Genomic DNA, 15453 nt, shown 5'->3' with positions numbered 1-15453 from the left:
TCATGGCCGGTGAACCACTCCCCGAAGACGACACGCCACCGAAGGGGTCGACGTACGGCACTGCCATCGCCCTCACGGACAACGGGTCACCGAAGCCCAACGGCCGTGGCGGGTGGGCACGCGTCCACGACGTCGATGCCGTGATTCAGGACCTGAAGATCGCCGTCCTCACGCCACAGGGTGACGACCCACTCCGACCCCGCTACGGGCGCGTTCTCTCGCGGCTGTTGGGGTCGTCGGTCCCGTCGTTCAAGACGGAACTCCGGCGGATTCTGCTGTTCGACGGCCGTGTCGCGGCCGTGCCGACTATCGATATCGACGGCAACCCGGCGGTGAACCGCTCGAATCTCGACGTGACCGTGACAGTCGAACTGCGCGAGGGCGAGGTGGCGACGTTCTCGTTCACCCCTCGGACCTTCGCGTAACGCCCCACCGACGTCTCGCTCACCACTCCGCGCCTCACCACCGACGCCGCACCAGCCCCTGCTGACGCCTTCTTCCCCATCCATCCATGCCCGACGAGTACGACCCACAGGCCGCTGCGGCGGCCTCCGAGTACGGCGTGCAGTCCGACGGCTCGTTTGCCGTTCCCGAGACACAGGTCATCTTCGAGCGGATGGACAGCGCGCTCCGCGAGCGCCTGCCCACCTACGACCCGGCGGGCGGGTCCGCCGAACAACAGCTTCTCGAAGTGTTTGCCGACGCCCTCGACGATGCCTGGCAGTCCAACCGCGAACTGTTCTACTCCGGGTATTTCGAGGACAGCTTCGGCGCACACCTCGACCGCCTGCTCGCACTTGCGGGCGTTCAACGCCAGGTCAGACGCGGGGCGACCGGCGAGGTCACCTTCGACGCTGGTAGCCCCGTTCCGAGCGCCCTGACGATCCCCGCCGGGACGACCGTTCTCGCCCCCGCCACCGAGGACGAACCGGCTATCCCCTTCCGAACCACGCACGCCGCTCGTCTCGCCGCTGGCGAACAGACCGCCGAGCGCGTCTCGATTGCCGCGCTGTCGCCCGTCGAGACCGACCTCGACGAGCGGTGGCTGGGGGCGGCGACCAACGTTGCGTCGGGGGCGATTCAGCGCATCCGCGACCCCGTCCAGGGCATCCCGCCTAGTGGCGTCACCAACCCGGAACCGACGGGCGAGGCCGGGACGCGTGCCGACGGGTCGAGCTATGGGTTTCAACGCGGTGTCGACCGCGAGACCGATAGCGAACTCAAAGAGCGCTATCGCACCCAGTTGGGCTTTGGCGGGCAGGCGAGTCTGAAGAACATCCGTGCGGCCGTCGCGGCGATGGACGTCGTCGACAACGCGAGTATCGAAGAGAACGTCCAGATGGAGGCCGTCGACGGCATCCCACCAAAGGCGTTTCGCGTGACCGTCCTCGCCGAGCAGGGCCACGCCGACGACATCGCCCAGACAATCAAAGACACCGCCTCGGGTGGCATCAACACCGGCGGGGCGGTGACGGGCACGGCCGTCGTCCACGGGCAGGCCTACGACGTCAACTTCGATTTGGCCGGGCAGGTCGACCTGTCAGTCGATATCGCCCTGCAGGTCACCGACGAGTTCCCCACCGACGGCGAGACGCAGATTACCAACGCCATCGTCAACTACGTCGGTGGGCGGACGACCGACGGCGAACTCCGGGCGGGGACGCCTATCGGCCACGACGTCTCCCAGGGGCGGATTGCCTCGGCGTGTTTCCTCGATGACTCCGTTTTCGAGGCGGACGTGACGCTCGCCACGCCGAGCCAGAACTACGGCCAATCGAACGTCCCCATCGGCCCCCAAGAGGTCGCCCGGACGGTGCCGGCGAGCATCGACATCACGACGACGACCACCGAGGTGCCCTGAACACCAGCCATGAGTGGAACGCCCGACGACGAGGAGACGACGGAAAGCCAACCCAGCGCGTATGGCGACGGGTCGGTCGGCGAGGGTCGCTTCGGTGGCACCTCGCCTGCCAGGGAGACGAGCGACCACCCGTTTCTCGGCGATGCCGGTATCGGGCAGGGCTATCTCGGGACCGGCGACCCCACCCGTGGACAGGCCGATGCCACCACGCAGGCGACCTACGCAGTCGGTGAGTACGAGTCGCTGGTGTCGTCGCTCGACCCGCCCGGTTCGGCGGCGGCCCGCGAGCGCCTGAGCGAGTTCCTCAAGACACCGTTTCCCGTCACGCCGAGCGCCCAGCCCGGCGACGACGAGTACACGCCGTGGGACGCGTATCTGCAGACGCTCGGCGACGAATTCGAGCGCCTGTCGTACGCCCGTGACGAGACGGTCTTGGCACGCTACGTCGAGACCGCACAGGACGGCGCACTCGACAGTCTCGGCGCACTCGTCGACACGCCGCGTCAGCGTGACGAGACCGACCCTCACTACCGAGCGCGCCTGAAGCTGCAGTTGCGCGTGAGTATCGGCGGCGGGACAATCGCCGACGTCAAGGAGGCGGCGGCGGCCATCCTGCAGACCAGCCCCGAGGCGATTCGCATCGACGAACCCTTCGGGACCGAACCGGCCCGGATGGACCTCTCGGTCCAGCGCGAAGACCTCGATGAGGCGGCCGTCGAACTCGACGAGTTCGTCGAGGTGCTCACGGATGCCAAAGCGGCGGGCGTGCGCCTGTTCGGGACGCTCCTCGGTGGCTTCGAGCATCGGTCGCTCGCTGACGCCGAGAACAGCGTCAACGACCCCGAGAAAGGCTACGCCAAGAGCTACGCGACCGACGAGGCGGGCGCGGTCGTCTCCCGGAGTGGGGGTGGCGAGTACTCCTCGCTGCTCTACACGCCCGATGCCGAGGTGACGCTGTAGCGCTGCTCAAGAGGCCGTCGCGCCTCGCTCCTGACAGCCCTCCACAGTCCCTGCTGACGCCCAGCCCTTCCCTTTCCCTCCCCTCCACTCATGTCCGACACACCACTCCCCGACACCGATAGCGACGAGCGACGCACCGACAGTGACAAAGCCGCTGCCCCGGACGCTGACGCTGATGCCGGCGACACCCGCGAGGTAGTCGTCGAGACTGACGGCGCTCCCGACGAGGAGACAGCCATCCGCCAGCGAGCCGAAGACGAGTTCGAGCGGTACTTCCGCGACACGAACGGCGACTCACGCCGCGAGCGGCTCCACCAAGCCAAGGCCGACCTCACCGCCAAGCACGAAGAGCTGGTCGGTCAACACCAGCAACTCGGTCAGAAGCTCTCGAAAACCGAGCAACTCATCGACGGAGCCGAGCGCCTGCGCGGGGAGGTGGCCGACGCCAGCGAGCAGGACGCGGAGGCCGCCCCGACGTTCTCCGTTCCGCTCGAGCTCGGCGTCATGAAAGAGGTACCTCACGACGACCTCGGCGGTGTCATCGAGGATATCGACGAGCGCCTCACCGAGTTCCGCGAGCGCCGCGAGGCACTGGCAGAGCGTGAAGACGCCTACGCGGAGTTCCGACAGGTGTTCACAGTGGCCGTCCAGCATGCCGACGAAGAACTCCGGCGCGAAGGCCGGTATGCTGAGATGGATGGCAGTGGTGAGGCCGGCGGTGGCCGACCGACCGACCAACCGGGCACCCACGGAGGCTCACAGTAGATGGTTCTCGAAATCGCACCGCGCGAATCGTTCGTCTGGACCGACAAGGGCGTCGAACCGCAGAACTACGAGGAGGCAGCGTATAACGGCGGAGAGCAACCGATTGCGGAGTTCGACAATTTCACATTATGGGCGTTGTCGAAAGACGTCGAGACGCTCAAGAGCGAGATTACAGAGCACGTCGCCCGCCACGCCGCGGGCGGCCCGGACGAACTCGACCTGCGCAACCTGTCGGTGTCGAACGTCGGGACGCTTCGGAAACCCGCCGCGAATCGGTTGCGGGTCGCCGCCGGCGAAGCCCCCGACGGGACGCCACTCATCGAGTGGGATACTACCGCCGATGCCGAGTCGGTCACCGCGCTCCCACCGCTGTCGACCGCGCTCACTGCCCACGCGGGCGTGTCGGTCGAACAGGCCCCCCTCGACGTGACCGACCAGCCGATTGCCGCCGGCGAGACGACGGTGTGGGACGCCGCCGAGGGCGAGGTGCCCAAGCCCCAACTTGGCGGGCCGGCCTCGCAACTGACCGCGTATCCGCTGCCCAACGAGGATTTCGCCAACGACGCGGTGACGATCCAGACCGAGGGCTCGCTCTCTGGGGGTGGGTCGGTCGCACTCGGGGGGTCCATCACGCTTTCCTCGTCGAGTGCGGGCAACATCACCGCCGAAGACCTCTCCCAGAACTGGTTCGAGGCCGAAGAGGGCGGGCTGGTCTTGGAGGGTGACGTCGCGTACGTCCTGACCGCCCGTATCGACCCCGGACAGACGGTCAACGTCTATCAGGCCCGGCTTATCGGCCCCGACCTCGGGCCGGTCCCCGAAGGCATCGACCTCGTGCTCGTCGGTGGTGACCCGACCGACGACACCGGCACGCAATCGCTGACGCGCCTCAAGACGATTCTCTCCGGCGACGGGTCGACGCGCTTTACGGACGTCTCCGGGGAGACGCCTATCGCTTCGCATACGAACACGGCGAACCACCCCCGCGACGTCTTCATCGGTGTGGACAACGGCGATTCGCAGGTCGGGCTCTCGTCATCGGGCGCTGCTCGTGAAATCCAGGCCGGCTGCATCGTTCACACTCCCGAGAACGAATGATGCCACAGGCCCTACTCAAGAGGCGATGGCCGGGAGTCGTGGTATGGTAGACGAAACGCAGTCGCAGGAGGTGTTGCACGAGTCGGAGATTGAACCGGCGTCGATAGACCCACACTGGCGGGCAATAGGTGCGCTTCAATCGCTTGCCGACAACCCGGAGCGGGCGCTACGAATCGAGTCAAATCCGAACCCGATGTACGCGACCGTAGAGGACAGCGAACTGGTGTTTTGGTGCTTTGACTACTCGAAGAAGTGCCAAGTGCAAGACGACGTAACCGAGTCGAAGACGTTCACCGCTGAGAACGCCGCAGACATGGTTCACATCTACGCACACCGCGAATACGGGTTTTCGTTCACCGACCGGGGCGAAATCAAGACCGAACCGGAGCCACGGGGGACGACCCTGCGCTCGTTCGGCAGTGAACAGGAGGCAGAACAGTGAGTTTCTCGCCGTTCCCGTGGCCGGGCGGAAAGGCCGCGCACGTCGAGTGGATTCTCGACCACGTCCCCGAACATACGACGTGGTGTGAGCCGTTCGGCGGCTCTGCGGCGGTGCTGTTCAACAAGCCACGGTCGCACATCGAGGTCTACAACGACCTCGACGGCGACATCGTCCAGTTCTTCGACGTGGCACGTGAGCGCCCCGACGACCTCAAAGAGTGGTGTCGCAGGACGCCGTTCTCTGAGGAGTTGTTCAACCGCTGGGCACCCGCGTACTACCGCGGAGAGCGACCGGACGACGACGTTGAACGGGCCGGTATCTGGCTGTTCCTCCGGTTCACCCAACACTCGGGGAAGGCCGACCACGTCGCCGGGTTCAAGCGCGACTACCCGCGGAAGAAACGCGGGTCGTCGTTCCGCTGGCAGAACGTCGACGCGAAGATCGACGCTATCGCCGACCGTATGCAGGGCGTTTCGATTCAGAGCGGCGACTTCGCCGAGATGATTGCCCGCTACGACACCCCCGAGACGGTGTTCTACTGCGACCCGCCGTACCTCGGGAGTGAGAACAGCTACCGGGTGCGAGACTTCGAACACGGCGACCTCGCCGCCGCCCTCCGGGGCATCGAGGGCTACGCGCTCGTGAGCTACACCGACCGACCCGACGGCTACGTCGGCTGGTTGGAGGAGACTCGCGAAAGCCACCACGAGGGGCACCAAGACGCCAAGCAAGTCACCGAACGACTCCTGATGAACTTCGACCCAGAACGACACCCACGCTTCGTCGACGACAGTCAGCGGACACTCGCGGAGGTCGGTTCTCAGTGAGCCGAAACGATACGTTGTCCACGATTGTCTAGCCGTTCGACCAGCCGCCCGTCTCAATCATGCCCGACGATACATCCGACGAGAGTGACGAGTACGACCCCGAGACCACCTACGTGTTGCACGTCAACCTGACCGACGAGCGCCTGCGCGACCTGCAGCGTGGCGAGCCCCTCACCGTCGGGTTCGACGCCGAGGAGGGAATGCCAGCCGTCGACGTCGTCCTCCATAGCGACCCCGAGGACAACCCCCACCGCGTCCGAGGTGACCTTCGGTGACTGTCCAGATAGACTTCGAAGCATCGAACACCACCGGCGAGTACGGCAATCTTCGCCTCCGGAACCCCGAGCGCGACTGTGACTATGCGTCATGGCCTTTCGTCGCCGATGGACAGGAGGCCGACCGACGGACGGCCGATGGCAATACGACGTGGCACTGGACGAACCCCGACGAGCCACTCGGAGACATCACGCTCGCCCCGTCGCTGAAACTCGACTGGGACGAGGATGGCTTCCACATCTTCGTCCGCGACGGTGAGATAGAACACTGCAGCGACTGTGCCTGTGGGTGTCACCAATGACCGCTCGGCCCTTCGCCGGGACGGGCGAGTCCGACCTCGACCCCGAGGACTACTACATCGACGACGATTTCGACGACTACGCGCTGACGAATCGCTCACCACAGACGTTTCACGACCACTTCGCCCCGGAAGAACAGGCCGGCGTCCGCCTGCGCGGGGCGTTCCAACCCGACTACCGCGTCGTCGACGGGACCGTCGAAGCACAGGACGTCTTCACGAACGGGCGACTCGTCTACGGCCCTGGCGGCGAGGCCGGCCGTCACGAAGTCGCGCTCTCCTCGACGGTCACCACTGGTGAATGGCTCCTCAACTTCCGGTACGAGGAGGTGACGGGCGTCGACCAGTACTGGTTCGTCGACCTCGTCCACGACCCGGCGACGGGCGAGGCGATTCAGTTACGCGGCGATACGGAGTTCGACCTCACGCTCCGCAAGCGCTACGCCGACGGGAGCGAGGACGTCATCCTGCGTGGGGAGTGGCAGTATTCGTGGAACTCTATCGCCGTCTTCGCGGAGTGTCGCATCATCCGGGACAGCACCGGCCACTGGACGGTCGCCACCGACAAAACGGGCGCGCAAGGCGACGTGGTTGACCCGTGGCTACCGTCGAATCCCCGCGAGATACGCTTGGGGTCCGATGCCCCGCCGGGTGGGGCGAACACGGTCGAGAAACAGACGTCGAATCTCTTCGTGAACACACAGAACCCCTACCAGAGCTAATCTACACCCATGCCAGCCGGCCCATTCGACTTTCGTGGTGACACGCTCGCCCCCTACCACCTCCGGGAGGACTGGGGCGACGGGCGGTATCGTAATCGTGACCGAGCCTCCGCGACGGCAGGCCACCAACAGTGTCTCGACGGCGCACACGACGCCGTCGCCGGGCGCGTCCTCGCCGCCCGTGCGCGTCCGGAGTGGGCCGTCTTCGAGGGCGACCCGCTCGTCGACGCGGGGGGCCTGACTCACGATGGCGCATCGCTGGGCCTGGCGACGGCGGCCAACCAGACGATTGGGGAGTGGCGACTGACGGTCCAGTGGCCTCGGACGCCGACGCCGAGTGCGAGCGTGGCGATGGACGTCCTCGCCCGCCATCCTCGGCCCGACCGTGACACGACTGACGACGACACGGACCGCCTCGACCTCCTCGTCAGTGGCGACCAGACCTGCGCGCTCCGGGCGGGTGGCGAGTCGGTTATCGACGGTGGGTGGTCCGCGACTCGAAGCGCCCCACACGTCTATCGGGTGCGTCGCCACCCCGACGGGCGGGTCAGCCTCGCCGTCAACGGCATCCAGCAGGGGAGCGTGCCGGCGGCGACCGTCGGCCCGGTCCGCCCCGGCGTCTGTGGCCTGCGCTTCGCTGGTGCGAGCGGTGCTCGCCAGCGCGTCACTCGCGTGGAGGTTCGCTAATGCCCGCCCGGACGCTCGGCGGCGCGGTCGGCCTCGACGACCAGCCGTTTCACCTGTTCGACGATTTCGCCGACGAGCGCCTGACCGACCGCGCGCGGTCCTACCGGGGCCTGTTCTTGGACGCCCCCTACGAGAACGAACCGGCGAGTTACCTCACCGCCCAGGCCTATCCGACGTGGGGGCGTGTCGCCGGCCGCCCACTCCCGGACGCGCCGGCCGGCGAGGTGGTGTTGAGGAGTGCGACCGGCCTGTCGACGCCGTGTGTCCTCACGCAGGGGGCGTGGACGCTCGACACCGCCGCCGTGTCGGGGGCGTTCACTTGGCGATTCTTCGAGACACCCACCGGACAGGGCTACGCACTCCGCGTGACCCCCGACACGGTCACGCTCGCCCGTGACGACACGGCCGGCGTCGAGGCGGGCCTGACGCCGCTCGTGAGCGACACCGGCTCGAACACGAGTGGTCGGTCGGTCAGCGTCGAGCGGACGCCCACGGGCGCGTTCACGCTCCGCGTCGACGGCACCGCACAGGGAACGGCCACCGACCAGCGCTACTCGACGCCCGCCCGGACGACGCTGCTCGGTGACGGTACGGCAGCCCTGACGCGTCTCGACGTTCGCTAGCCGGCGCATCGCCTGTTGACGACTCACTCACACATCATGCAATCGACGAAAGCCACCGGAGCGACCGCACTGTTCGAGGACGCCGGGACGAACTCGGGGATTTCGCTCTCCGACCGAAGTAAGGACCCACCCGACACCGACGACGCGGCCAACTTCGGGCAGGCCTTCCGCGCCTATGGCCTCTCGAATCGGGTCAGTTTCGGCCTCACCTTCGAGAACTACGACGGCGCGTCGACACCGCCGACTGTCGACATCACGCGCGGAGCGGCCGCTATCGACGCCCCGAGTGCCTTCGCCGCCAAGGCCGGCCGAACCCGACAGGACGTCTCCTACCCGGTTCGCATCCCTGCCCAACCGTCGGTGCCGCTCGAAGCCAACACGCAGAACGAACTCTGGGTCCACCTGCCGTTGACGGGTAACGACGAAGTCCGACTCATCGCTCGGGACGTCGCCACCGACCCCGTCCCGAACCAGCCCGCGCTGAAAATCGGGAGTGTCGACACCGCGACGGCGACGAGTGCGGCCGACGTCACGCTCCACTCGCGCGGGGCGATCCTGAACCTCAAAGAGATCGTCGGCGGCATGACCGACGGCGTCTCCCTACGGAGTTTCGTCGACGGGGATTTCGCCATCAACCAGGCCGGCGCACTCGTCTTCGACTCCTCGGGTGGCGCTGACCTCTCGGATGCGGACACGCTCGGTGGGGATCCACCCAGTTACTACGCCGCCGTCGAGGAGAACGAAACAATCACCGGCGCGTGGACGTTCCAGAACGGGCTGACGACCGCCGGCGACGTCGTCGACGGGGCCGGAAACACGGTCTACGACCACTCGGCGGGCGTCGTCCCGAGCGCCCGGCTGGCGAGTGACGTCGATGCAGCGACGGTCAAGGGTAACGATATCGACACTGACGGCGACGGCATCGTCGACCAGGCCGACCTCGCGGACGACGCGGTGCGACTTGGCGGCATCCAGCCGGGGAACTACGCCCGGACGGACGTCGGCGAGACGTTCGACGACGGTATCTTCATCGACACGCACGGCTTCGGTGGCGGCCCGGCCCAAATCGGCGTGGCCGTCGGCGATAACGACACCGGCCTGGATTCGACGACCGACGGCGAGTTACAGGTCTACGCCAACAACGACATCGTCGGGCGTATCAGTAACGCGACGGGGGCGGATTTCACGACACTCAAGGAGGCCAACGAGCGGGTCGAGACCCGCCAACACGCGAGTGAGACCTATCGGTCCGGGACCGTCCTCATGACGGGGTCGGTGACACTCTCGGGTGGCTCGGGGCGCATCACCACCGGGTCGGCGAACAGCAGGCTGAACGTCGACCTCGAAATCGACGGCTCGTCGGTGTCGGGTGACTGCACGGTCGGGGCGCGACTCATCTGGGATAACTCCGCCGGGAGTCACGATATCGAAATCGTCGAACAGGGCACCGCACAGGACCCCCGCGTTCGATTCACCGTCTGGGAGGACTGACCGTGTTCTGGACGGTCATCGACGCCGGCGCGACGCTGCTCGCACAGGGCTTCGAGAACGGGTTGGGGATGTTCGACCGCGTCGACTCGGCGTACACCTCCACGAATCACGCCCTGCCCGAGTCCGACGGGCAGTTCGGCGCGGGGTTCGACGGGTCGCAGTACTCCCAAGAAGAACTCGCAGCCTACGCCGGGTCGCTCGAACGGGATTTCGAGCCGGGAACGACGGTCCACGTCGCCTACGAGAAGCTGTCGGGCGATGGCGTCAACGTCTATTTTGGCCTGCGCGACGGGTCGTTGCTCACCCGCTATCACCTCGTGCTCTACCCGCGTGGTGGCTCGGGGGGCTACGCCCTGTTCCACAACGACGGCTCGCGGTCGACACTCCGTGATGCGTCGGGGGTGGCCAACTTCCCGGCGGACGCCGGCAACTGGGGGCACATCTACCTGACGTGGGACCCGCCCGCGGGCGACCCGCGTGATGGCGATAGCGACCCGACGGGCGACTGGCTGCTCGAAGTCCAGAACCAGGCTCACGAACCGCTCGTCACCGACTACATCGACGCTGGGGACACGCGGTTGCGCGACGGCGGCCTCGCGTTCGTCCAGTCGGGCGGCAACGGCTGTTTCTGGGACGACCCACAGATTGGCGACCACACCGCCTTCGCCCCAGCGTTCGACCCGCTCCGACACCATGCCGGCCCGGCCGAAATTCACAGCTTCGAGCACGCCGACCTCTTCGCCTTCGGGTCGGCAGACAACCGCCGGCAGTTCCGCTGTTCGAGTGCGCCGCCGACGCTCGGGCAGGCGTTCGTCCTCGCCAACCCCGCCGGGACGGGTTTTTCACAGGTGTTCAGCCGGCCCGATGGAGCGGTGACCGACCAGCGCCACACGCTCCCCAACTACCACCCCGACGGGACGGTGGCGGATATCTACCTCCGGGCCGACCAACTCCAAGGTCGCCAGGACGTCTACTACGCGGCGGCGGGCGGTGACGATTACCTCCGCTTCGAGACGCGCTATGGCGAGGACCGCCTGCGCGTGTTGACCAGCGTCACCGGCACACCCAGTGTCGAGTTCGACAGCGACGACGGGGCCGCACCCGGCCTCTCCGGCGACCAGTGGTATCGACTCCGGAGTGACCGAACCGTCGCTGGTGATGACGTCAGGCTCTCGCTCGACCGGGTCGCCACCGACCGCTCGGTCCTCGGGTCGGTCGTCGACGTGACGGTGAGCGTCCCGAGTGCGCTCGCCGGCAACGCTGGCGTCGGTCTCGGTGGCGCACAGAACACCGCGACGACCGACGCGACGTTTTTCTTCGCCGACTGGGCGCTCGCCTGACGCCGGCCGTCGACGCGCAGACTCACGCCCACGCCGCCGTGCTCGCACAGCCCGCCGACTAGTGCCGTTCCTGTCCCTTCATGACAACGTTCAACCCCGAGAACTTCCCCGAGACGCCCCGTGCCGCTCGTGACGACGATATCCTGTTGCCCACACAGGGGACGTTCGACAACGCGTGGCACCGCCCGCTCAACCACAACTTCGACCGGATTGCGACACAGATTGCGACGCTGCAATCGAACAGTCGCACCTCCGAGGAGTTCACCGCGGCTGTCGTCTCGCTACTCACCAGTGGCGTCGACGCCGCGACTATCGACGCCCTCACCGCCACCTCACTCGACGGCCCGCTCACCAGCGGCGCAACCGTCACGTCGCTCGTGGGACCGAATCTGAGCGTTCAGGCGGGGAAACTCGCCGCGACACAACTGTCCGATTCGGACGTCGTCACCGCGGTCGAACAGGCGGGCGCTATCACCCTCTCGGGCGACCTCGACATTTCCGATAGCTTCCTCCGGAACGTCGAAGGGATTTATTTCACCGGCGATAACACCTACGACTCGCTCTATATCCAAGGTAACACCCTCCGTGTCGAAGACCAAGCGAGTAATACCACCCTCTTGGAACTCGACACGAATGGCGTCAGAGCGCCGAACACACTCGTCTCGGACAGTCGTGGGACGCTCGCGGCCGAAGGGGCGACGGACGTCACGGACTTCGTCTCCGGCGCGGCGGCCGACGGGGAACTTCCGACCGCCGACGGGACGGGTGGCGTCGCGTGGGAAGCACCGCCCTCGGGAGGCACGTCGGACACGCGGGTCGACCTGAGCGACGGCACGACGACCGTGAGCGGGCCGTCAGAAGCGACGTTCGCGGCGACCGATGCAGCGGACGTAGCGGTCGCCGACGACGGTGACGGGACCGCGACGGTCACCGTCTCCGCGAGTGTCGACGACGACGCAATCACACCGTCGTCGGTCAACGACCTTCAGTATCCACGAACGAGTGGGATAGCGAGTCGCATCGAAGGCACCTCCGAGACGGTCGAGTTGCCGGCCGGAGAACACACCGTCGACAATCCCATCACGCTCACGTCAGGCGTGACTATCCGCGGGAACAACGCCGTCCTCGTCCCGCAGAACGACGGCCACCTCTTCCACGCAGACCAAGTCGACAACGTCACCGTCGAGAACCTCGTCGTCCACGATAAGAACGCCGTCACGACGGGCGACTCGGCGGCCGTGGCGTGTGACTCGTGGCGGGACTGCCAGGTCACCGGCGTCCGGGTCCGAAACTACGCGACAGGATTCCGGCTTCGCACGACTGTCAACTCACACAGCACGGAGCGAAGCAACTTCCACAACCTCACGACGCTGTTCTGCCGCGTGCAGGACATGCTCATCACCGACTCCGTTCAGGACAACTCGTTCACGAATCTCACGTTTTGGTCCGACCCCGGAACCGGGAACGGTGGGGGGCTGAAGATGGACCGGACGCAGGGACCGGTCACCGGCCAGCACGGCGGGAACAAGTTCGTCAACCTCAAGATCATCGGCCCGCCGAACTTCGGCCTCGAACTGACCAACTGGGATCAGGCGTGGTTCCAGAACGTCGTCATCGACGGAATCGACAACAACCACGGCCTCAACATCAAATCTGTCGGCGTCGCGCCCAAGCAGCTGTATTTCCTGAACCTCTGGAGCAACGTCAACGGGAATCTCGGCGTCCGCATCAACGGAGCGCCCGGAGCGGTCATCGAAGACCTCCAGATGGTGAACGTCGCCATCGGCGCGAACACGAACGAGGGCGTCAAGATGGGCCACGTCAAGGATTCGGTGTTTCAGAACGTCATCATCCACGACAACGGCCGCGAGGGCATCAAGTTCAACGGCCCGGTGACGAACTGCCGGTTCACCGACGTGGTGTTCCGCGACAACTCGTTTTTCTCCCTCGACCACAACGGCAACGGGACGGACAACACCTACCGTGGCTGTTCGTTCCCGAGTGGCGTCAACGTCGGCACGCGGGCGGTCGTCAACGACTGGGGGCTGACCGCCGGCCCGCCCGACGAGACGGGCGACTGGCTCGGCGAGGGCTTCGAGGGCTTGCAGGTGCGTGATACCGTCGACGGCGTCAACTACGCCTACCGCGGCGGGTCGTGGTTCCCGGTCTCGCCGGTCTACAAGGGCGCGACCGCCCCCGCTGACGACGACCTCGTCTGGGTGAATGGACCGTGACGGACTACTACATCGGCCCGGCTGGCGACGACTCGGCGGGCGACGGGTCGGCGAGCAACCCGTGGTTCACGGTCACCCACGCACACCAGCAACTCACTGCTGGTGACCGTCTACTGGCGTTTGGCGGCGTCTACAGCTACGACGCGGCCGGTACCCAGAACATCAACAACCAGAACGGGACCGCCTCGAATCGCTGTACGTTCACGAACGTCGACGGCGAAACACCGATTCTGGATTTCGGCGGCGACACGGGCGGTGACTTCAACTCCTTCGCTGATGGCGGTCTCGACGTCCGCGAGGACTACTGGACGGTCTCGGGAATCACGGTTCGGAACAGCCCGTACGTCGGGTTTCTCTGCCGGACGGGCACCGACATGGTCGTCGAGGACTGCGTCGCTCACGACTGTGCGATTCCCGGCTTCTACGTCATTTCCTCGGCCGGGACGACCGTCCGCAACTGCACGAGCTACGACAACACCGAGGACGCCGGGAACGCCGACGGGTTTCAGGCGACGTCCGGAGCGAGTGACGTCCTGTTCGAGGGCTGTGCGGCCTACGGAAACGGCGACGACGGGTTCGACCTGTTCGAGGCGTCGAACGTCACCCTCCGCGCCTGTCGAGCACACGACAACGGCATCGGCGGCGACGGGAACGGCTACAAACTCGGTGGTGAGGATGGCTCTGGGAACAACACTGTCGAGCAGTGTCTTGCCTACCGGAATCCGGGATACGGCATCGGCGACAACATGCCGACGGGCAACGGACGGACCTACCTTCCGGTCACGATCCGGAACTGCACCGTCTGGAACAACACCGGGAACGGCGTCGAACTCTACAGCGACGTCGGTCACGAGGTGTCGAACACGCTCGCGTGGAACAACGCGTCGGCGTTTTCGTACTCGAACCCCTCGACGGTCACCGAAAATACGAACTCGTGGACCGAGTCCATCGGCGACCCGCTGTTCGCCGACACCTCGGTTGATGCTAGCGGCGTCCCGACCGACCCGGCGACGTTTCTCACGCTCTCGGCGGGGAGTCCGGCCATCGACGCCGGGACTGCGTTCGACGAGACGTTCGTGGGAAGCGCCCCAGAGATCGGCGCGAAAGAGTTCCCGACGGTCAGGCTCTACGACGCGACCACCAGCGCGTGGGTGAGTGCGAGCGTGAAGACGAACGACGGGTCCGGGTGGAGTTGACCGTTGCCGCCATCGGTGCTGACGAGGCCGGGCGGACGCTAATCAGTCTCCAGGCAGTGCTTAATACAATCGAACTGCAATGTATAATCCAATGCCAGTTCGGGACGCTATCCGGAGGGTCGCACAGGTGCTCGGGGCAACGGACGGGGCAGAGTCCTCCCAGTCCTCTGGAGACGCCCTCAACCTCTTTGCAGAGACGTGGTGTGAGGAGTGCCACTCCTACGCTCGCGTCGACATCCTCGACGTCCACACGGGGTTCGACGAGCACACCGGGTCGTGTCAGTGCGAGGAGACCCGTGTCCACGCGAGTCTCGAACCGCTTTCCGAACAGAGGTAGCGCGCTTGCCGTCTCCGGTGGCCGGTGCCTCCTGGGTTTACAGACAGCCGTTGACGACCTCCGCACCCCTCAGCCATGGCTTCCGAGCAAATCACGATTACCGCGACCGATAGCGACGGCACCGTCCTCGAAACACTCGTCCTCGACGTCTCGACCGAGACCGATATCTCACTGACCGCCGGGTCACTGCCGGACTCTGGTGTCGGTCAGGGTGGCTACGGCGACGCCATGTGGGGCGTTTGACACCCACTGCTCAAGAGCGCCGCCGGCCCGTCGTGAGATAGCGAGGGCCGATT

At 66.1% G+C, this 15453-nt stretch carries 18 protein-coding genes; all 18 read left to right on the top strand.

From position 1 onward, the window contains the following. Positions 1-2 precede the first annotated feature (2 nt). The 18 genes from GQS65_RS19155 (at position 3) to GQS65_RS19070 (ending at position 15400) form a co-directional block, all read left to right on the top strand. Positions 3-425 (top strand): hypothetical protein, encoded by a 423-nt coding sequence (locus GQS65_RS19155; RefSeq protein WP_158206232.1) that lies wholly within the window; start codon positions 3-5, stop codon positions 423-425. An 86-nt stretch (positions 426-511) separates the two neighbouring features. Further along, positions 512-1861 (top strand): baseplate J/gp47 family protein, encoded by a 1350-nt coding sequence (locus GQS65_RS19150; RefSeq protein ID WP_158206231.1) that lies wholly within the window; start codon positions 512-514, stop codon positions 1859-1861. 9 nt (positions 1862-1870) lie between these two features. Beyond that, positions 1871-2821: a hypothetical protein gene (locus GQS65_RS19145; protein WP_158206230.1), complete on the top strand. Its 951-nt coding sequence runs from the start codon at positions 1871-1873 to the stop codon at positions 2819-2821. 90 nt (positions 2822-2911) lie between these two features. Continuing rightward, a complete protein-coding gene (locus GQS65_RS19140; RefSeq protein ID WP_158206229.1) occupies positions 2912-3586 on the top strand; it encodes a hypothetical protein in 675 nt (224 codons plus the stop codon). Then, entirely contained in the window at positions 3587-4684 is a 1098-nt protein-coding gene (locus tag GQS65_RS19135; RefSeq protein WP_158206228.1) for a hypothetical protein, read from the top strand. 43 nt (positions 4685-4727) lie between these two features. Then, positions 4728-5126, top strand: a complete 399-nt coding sequence (locus tag GQS65_RS19130; RefSeq protein ID WP_158206227.1) for a hypothetical protein — start codon at positions 4728-4730, stop codon at positions 5124-5126. Beyond that, the gene (locus GQS65_RS19125) at positions 5123-5953 is read left to right on the top strand and encodes a DNA adenine methylase (RefSeq protein WP_368280355.1); all 831 of its coding nucleotides are present in this window, start codon (positions 5123-5125) and stop codon (positions 5951-5953) included. Before GQS65_RS19130 ends, GQS65_RS19125 begins: the two co-directional genes overlap by 4 nt. 59 nt (positions 5954-6012) lie before the next feature. Beyond that, entirely contained in the window at positions 6013-6228 is a 216-nt protein-coding gene (locus GQS65_RS19120; RefSeq protein ID WP_158206226.1) for a hypothetical protein, read from the top strand. Further along, positions 6225-6530: a hypothetical protein gene (locus GQS65_RS19115; RefSeq protein ID WP_158206225.1), complete on the top strand. Its 306-nt coding sequence runs from the start codon at positions 6225-6227 to the stop codon at positions 6528-6530. Before GQS65_RS19120 ends, GQS65_RS19115 begins: the two co-directional genes overlap by 4 nt. Continuing rightward, entirely contained in the window at positions 6527-7249 is a 723-nt protein-coding gene (locus GQS65_RS19110) for a hypothetical protein (RefSeq protein WP_158206224.1), read from the top strand. Before GQS65_RS19115 ends, GQS65_RS19110 begins: the two co-directional genes overlap by 4 nt. 9 nt (positions 7250-7258) lie before the next feature. After that, positions 7259-7936: a hypothetical protein gene (locus GQS65_RS19105; RefSeq protein WP_158206223.1), complete on the top strand. Its 678-nt coding sequence runs from the start codon at positions 7259-7261 to the stop codon at positions 7934-7936. Beyond that, on the top strand, positions 7936-8559 hold the full coding sequence (locus tag GQS65_RS19100; protein ID WP_158206222.1) for a hypothetical protein: 624 nt from the start codon (positions 7936-7938) through the stop codon (positions 8557-8559). Before GQS65_RS19105 ends, GQS65_RS19100 begins: the two co-directional genes overlap by 1 nt. A 36-nt stretch (positions 8560-8595) precedes the next feature. Next, on the top strand, positions 8596-10050 hold the full coding sequence (locus GQS65_RS19095; RefSeq protein WP_158206221.1) for a hypothetical protein: 1455 nt from the start codon (positions 8596-8598) through the stop codon (positions 10048-10050). Positions 10051-10052: 2 nt separating this feature from the next. After that, the gene (locus GQS65_RS19090; protein WP_158206220.1) at positions 10053-11390 is read left to right on the top strand and encodes a hypothetical protein; all 1338 of its coding nucleotides are present in this window, start codon (positions 10053-10055) and stop codon (positions 11388-11390) included. A gap of 80 nt (positions 11391-11470) precedes the next feature. Continuing rightward, complete coding sequence (locus GQS65_RS19085; protein ID WP_158206219.1) at positions 11471-13624, top strand: right-handed parallel beta-helix repeat-containing protein; 2154 nt, start codon at positions 11471-11473, stop codon at positions 13622-13624. Further along, positions 13621-14820 carry a right-handed parallel beta-helix repeat-containing protein gene (locus tag GQS65_RS19080; protein ID WP_158206218.1) on the top strand — a complete coding sequence of 400 codons (1200 nt, stop codon included), beginning with the start codon at positions 13621-13623 and terminating at the stop codon, positions 14818-14820. Before GQS65_RS19085 ends, GQS65_RS19080 begins: the two co-directional genes overlap by 4 nt. 91 nt (positions 14821-14911) lie before the next feature. After that, positions 14912-15157 (top strand): hypothetical protein, encoded by a 246-nt coding sequence (locus GQS65_RS19075; protein ID WP_158206217.1) that lies wholly within the window; start codon positions 14912-14914, stop codon positions 15155-15157. 75 nt (positions 15158-15232) lie between these two features. Then, positions 15233-15400 (top strand): hypothetical protein, encoded by a 168-nt coding sequence (locus GQS65_RS19070; RefSeq protein ID WP_158206216.1) that lies wholly within the window; start codon positions 15233-15235, stop codon positions 15398-15400. Positions 15401-15453: the final 53 nt, after the last annotated feature.

Source organism: Halomarina oriensis, assembly GCF_009791395.1.
Classification (GTDB): domain Archaea; phylum Halobacteriota; class Halobacteria; order Halobacteriales; family Haloarculaceae; genus Halomarina; species Halomarina oriensis.
The sequence above is the reverse complement of the archived record's forward strand: the minus strand, read 5'-3'. Positions and strand labels throughout refer to the sequence as shown.

Bases quoted from the DNA above. Each gene is read 5' to 3' on its own strand.
- GQS65_RS19105 (WP_158206223.1), top strand. From the start codon at position 7,259: ATGCCAGCCGGCCCATTCGACTTTCGTGGTGACACGCTCGCCCCCTAC.
- GQS65_RS19075 (WP_158206217.1), top strand. From the start codon at position 14,912: ATGCCAGTTCGGGACGCTATCCGGAGGGTCGCACAGGTGCTCGGGGCA.
- GQS65_RS19150 (WP_158206231.1), top strand. From the start codon at position 512: ATGCCCGACGAGTACGACCCACAGGCCGCTGCGGCGGCCTCCGAGTAC.
- GQS65_RS19070 (WP_158206216.1), top strand. From the start codon at position 15,233: ATGGCTTCCGAGCAAATCACGATTACCGCGACCGATAGCGACGGCACC.
- GQS65_RS19135 (WP_158206228.1), top strand. From the start codon at position 3,587: ATGGTTCTCGAAATCGCACCGCGCGAATCGTTCGTCTGGACCGACAAG.
- GQS65_RS19120 (WP_158206226.1), top strand. From the start codon at position 6,013: ATGCCCGACGATACATCCGACGAGAGTGACGAGTACGACCCCGAGACC.
- GQS65_RS19130 (WP_158206227.1), top strand. From the start codon at position 4,728: ATGGTAGACGAAACGCAGTCGCAGGAGGTGTTGCACGAGTCGGAGATT.
- GQS65_RS19155 (WP_158206232.1), top strand. From the start codon at position 3: ATGGCCGGTGAACCACTCCCCGAAGACGACACGCCACCGAAGGGGTCG.
- GQS65_RS19110 (WP_158206224.1), top strand. From the start codon at position 6,527: ATGACCGCTCGGCCCTTCGCCGGGACGGGCGAGTCCGACCTCGACCCC.
- GQS65_RS19085 (WP_158206219.1), top strand. From the start codon at position 11,471: ATGACAACGTTCAACCCCGAGAACTTCCCCGAGACGCCCCGTGCCGCT.
- GQS65_RS19100 (WP_158206222.1), top strand. From the start codon at position 7,936: ATGCCCGCCCGGACGCTCGGCGGCGCGGTCGGCCTCGACGACCAGCCG.
- GQS65_RS19140 (WP_158206229.1), top strand. From the start codon at position 2,912: ATGTCCGACACACCACTCCCCGACACCGATAGCGACGAGCGACGCACC.
- GQS65_RS19095 (WP_158206221.1), top strand. From the start codon at position 8,596: ATGCAATCGACGAAAGCCACCGGAGCGACCGCACTGTTCGAGGACGCC.
- GQS65_RS19145 (WP_158206230.1), top strand. From the start codon at position 1,871: ATGAGTGGAACGCCCGACGACGAGGAGACGACGGAAAGCCAACCCAGC.